Origin of the sequence: Actinomadura logoneensis (assembly GCF_003428695.1) — a bacterium.
In the GTDB taxonomy this organism is placed as follows: Bacteria; Actinomycetota; Actinomycetes; order Streptosporangiales; family Streptosporangiaceae; genus Spirillospora; species Spirillospora logoneensis.
On the sequence record NZ_QURH01000744.1, the window covers coordinates 1 to 3,616 of the forward strand.

The window sequence follows — 3,616 nt, forward strand, 5'->3', positions numbered from 1 at the left end:
TCCGAGGCCGTCCGCGCGCGAGCCGGCCGTGCCGTGGGGGCAGGGCCGGCTCGCGGACGTCACCGGCGGGCGGTCCCGGTGGTCACCGGGACGCCGCCGCGCGGCGTCACCAGCCGCGGTGGGCGAACTTCTGGTCCTCGCCGAGGGAGGCGACGTTGATGCCGACCATGGCGTCGCCGAGGCCGCGGGAGACGCGGGCGATCACGTCGGGGTCGTCGTGGAAGGTGGTGGCCTTCACGATGGCCTCGGCGCGCTGGGCCGGGTTGCCGGACTTGAAGATGCCGGAGCCGACGAACACGCCCTCGGCGCCGAGCTGCATCATCATGGCGGCGTCGGCCGGGGTGGCGATGCCGCCCGCGGTGAACAGCACGACGGGCAGCTTGCCGGCCTGCGCGACCTCCTTGACCAGCTCGTACGGGGCCTGGAGCTCCTTGGCGGCCACGTACAGCTCGTCCTCGGGCATGTTCTGCAGGCGGCGGATCTCGGCGCGGATCTTGCGCATGTGCGTGGTGGCGTTGGAGACGTCGCCGGTGCCGGCCTCGCCCTTGGAGCGGATCATGGCCGCGCCCTCGGTGATGCGGCGCAGGGCCTCGCCGAGGTTGGTGGCGCCGCACACGAACGGGACGGTGAACGCCCACTTGTCGATGTGGTTGTCGTAGTCGGCCGGGGTGAGGACCTCGGACTCGTCGATGTAGTCGACGCCGAGCGACTGCAGCACCTGGGCCTCGACGAAGTGGCCGATGCGGGCCTTGGCCATGACCGGGATCGAGACGGCCTCGATGATGCCGTCGATCATGTCGGGGTCGCTCATCCGGGAGATGCCGCCCTCGGCGCGGATGTCGGCCGGGACGCGCTCGAGCGCCATCACGGCGACCGCGCCCGCGTCTTCGGCGATCTTGGCCTGGTCGGGCGTGACGACGTCCATGATCACGCCGCCCTTGAGCATTTCCGCCATGCCGCGCTTGACCCGGGCGGTGCCCGTGGCGGGGGCGGTGGTCTCAGGGGCGTTGCTGGGAGTGGACACGGGCATTCCTCACGTGGACGGACGACAAGTCTGATCACATGATATTGCCTGCTAGGGCAGCCTCTCGACCCGGCAGAGTGTCAGCGCCGCCGGGGCCCGCGTTACGGCGTGTACGGCAGCCATCCCGAGAACATGACTTACACCCTGTAAGGGCTCTAGGGCATATAGGGCTTGCCGTCGTTCACCAGCACGATCCAGACCTGTCCCGGCGCGAAGTTCAGCGGCTTGCCGTCGGCGGTCGTGAACGTGGTGCCCTTGTCCTCGCTGGGCCGCGACCATCTGGCCTCGTACGCCTTGCCGTCGCGGTAGACGGTGGCGGTGCCGGTCCCGGTGGTGTGGATCAGGGGCGTGTAGGCGCCGAGGAAGTCGTGGAACTGGGAGCGGGTCGTCTTCGCGCGCTGGACGACGACCGTCCGGCCTCCGACGCGTCCGCCGGCGGCGTCCATGTCGGGGCGGCCATGGAAGGAGGCCAGCCACCGCTTCTCCTTGGCCGACCAGGTGAACTCCATGTCGGCGGCGGGCCACTTCGCGGTGAAGGACGAGGTGGGCGTGCCGCCGTCGGGGGCGGGGCCGAAGCGGAACCCGACGTCCTTCGGGCCCTCGGCCTTGGGAGCCTGCTTCAGCAGGTCCTTCGGGTCGGCGTACAGGTTGTACGGGATCCGGCGGGAGTTGTCGCGGACGTAGGCGCGTCCGCCGTTGTCCTGCGAGATGTCGTACACCGGCGCCTTGCGGATGTACTTCTTCATCTTGCTCTGGACGCCGGAGAACGCGAACGCCGGGCGGCCGAACTGCGGGAGCAGGTGCAGGTCGGAGATGCGGGCGCTGCGGACGGGGCCCACCCGCGCGGGCAGGCGCGAGGAGAACACCGCCATCAGCCGGGTCTCGCCGCCCTCGACCTGCTCGACGTAGACGACGTCGGCGGCGGACACGCCGCTCTGCGGCATCGCCGGGGCGGTGTTCTCGATCTTCACGGCGAGGACCGGGTTGCGCAGGCCGGTCCCGCCGCCGTTGAGCGGGTGGTAGCCGAGGGCCGTCGGCGTGGCGGCGGCGCCGCCCTTCCCCGGGCGCGCGGGCGAGGACTTGTCCCCGCCTCCCCCGCCGCAGGCGGCGAGGCTTCCGCAGACCAGCACTCCGCCGAGGCCGGCGGCGGTCCACGTTCGCAGGGGCCGGTTGCGGACGAAACCCACGCGTTCTCCTCTTTTCGACGACGCGACCGGCCCCGAGGGTAGCCGACGGCCCGGGGCCCCGCCGCCGGAGCCCCGGACCGGCCGGTCAGGGGCCGGGCGGGGCGTCGTCGATCTCGAAGAAGTCCGGCCAGGCGGCCCGTCCGGCCAGCGGCAGCACCCTGACCAGCAGTTTCCGGCGGGCGGTGCGGGCGGACGCGACGGCGTCGTTGTAGAAGCTGCGGGCGTAGACGACCTTCGCCGAGGCCGCCGCCAGCTCGTCCAGAACGGCCGGGCCGTCCGGCCGGGCGGACACGTTCGCGGTGAAGTCCGGCTGGTCCACCACGGCGCGCAGGGCCCGCGACAGGTCGCTCTCGGCGAACTCGCGGGCCTCGGCGTCGGCGGTGCGGGCCTCGTGCGCCGCGGTCGCCAGGACCAGGCTGGTGGCCGGGTCCAGCAGCCGGGAGGCGGCCAGCTCCAGCGCGACGGCCGAGCGCCGGACGAGCGCGGCGTCCAGGGCCGCGCGGGCCGTCTCGACCCGGACGTGCAGCCGGTCCAGCCGGGTCGCGCGCCAGGAGACGTACGCGCCGAGGAGGAACAGCAGGGCGGTGACGAAGAGGGCGTCGTAGAACCAGTCGGGCAGCATCACGCGTCCTTGTCCTCAGTCGTCGGTCGCCGGTCGTCGGTCATCGGCCGGGGTCGTCGGCCGGGGTCATCGGTCGGCGGTCGCCGGCCGCGGTCGTCCCTCGTCTCACCGGTCCCGCCGCGTCCCCGCGGTGGGAGCGCGGCGCCGTGGTAGCGCCGTGCTACGTCCCGCGCCCGATCTCGACCACGGTGCGGCCGGGCAGGGTGACGGTCTCGTAGACCCGCAGGACGTCGCGGGCGACCGCCGACCAGTCGTAGCGGCGCACGGCGTCGCGCGCCTCGACCGACAGCTGCTTGCGGCGGGCCGGGTCGTCCAGCAGCTCGGCGGCGGACGCGGCCAGCGCCCCCGCGTCGCCGACCGGGAACAGCGCCCCGGCGCGCCCGCCGAGCAGCACCCGGTCGAACGCCTCGATGTCGCTGGCCAGGATGGGCGCGCCCGCCGACATGGCCTCGGCGAGGACGATCCCGAAGCTCTCGCCGCCCAGGTTGGGCGCGACGAACACGTCCACCGAGTGGTAGGCGCGGATCTTGTCCTCCTCGCTGACCATGCCGAGCACCACGACCCGGTCGCGCAGCGCGGCCGGGACGCGGCCGAGGACGTCGTCGGCGTCGCCGGGCCCGGCGATCAGCAGCCGCAGGCCGGGGCGCCGCGGGGCCAGGATCTCGAAGGCGCGCAGCAGCACCTGCAGGCCCTTGCGGGGCTCGTCCATGCGGCCGAGGAAGCCGAGCACGCCGCCGTCGGCCGCGCCCGCGCGCGGGGCGCCGGTGGCGTCGCGGCCGGGCC

4 protein-coding genes are annotated in these 3,616 nt (G+C 73.6%); all 4 read right to left on the reverse strand.

Annotated features, from left to right (window positions below):
* Positions 1-106 precede the first annotated feature (106 nt).
* Positions 107-1,030, reverse strand: coding sequence for a pyridoxal 5'-phosphate synthase lyase subunit PdxS (gene pdxS / locus DZF91_RS26570; RefSeq protein WP_117359912.1), 924 nt, complete (start codon positions 1,028-1,030; stop codon positions 107-109).
* A gap of 149 nt (positions 1,031-1,179) precedes the next feature.
* Positions 1,180-2,211 (reverse strand): DUF3048 domain-containing protein, encoded by a 1,032-nt coding sequence (locus tag DZF91_RS26575; RefSeq protein ID WP_235834587.1) that lies wholly within the window; start codon positions 2,209-2,211, stop codon positions 1,180-1,182.
* A gap of 85 nt (positions 2,212-2,296) precedes the next feature.
* Positions 2,297-2,833: a LemA family protein gene (locus tag DZF91_RS26580; protein WP_117359913.1), complete on the reverse strand. Its 537-nt coding sequence runs from the start codon at positions 2,831-2,833 to the stop codon at positions 2,297-2,299.
* A 160-nt stretch (positions 2,834-2,993) separates the two neighbouring features.
* Positions 2,994-3,616: glycosyltransferase family 4 protein (locus tag DZF91_RS26585; protein ID WP_117359914.1), on the reverse strand; the 623-nt coding region annotated here is incomplete at its 5' end.

Bases quoted from the DNA above. Each gene is read 5' to 3' on its own strand.
- DZF91_RS26580 (WP_117359913.1), bottom strand. From the start codon at position 2,833: ATGCTGCCCGACTGGTTCTACGACGCCCTCTTCGTCACCGCCCTGCTG.
- pdxS (WP_117359912.1), bottom strand. From the start codon at position 1,030: ATGCCCGTGTCCACTCCCAGCAACGCCCCTGAGACCACCGCCCCCGCC.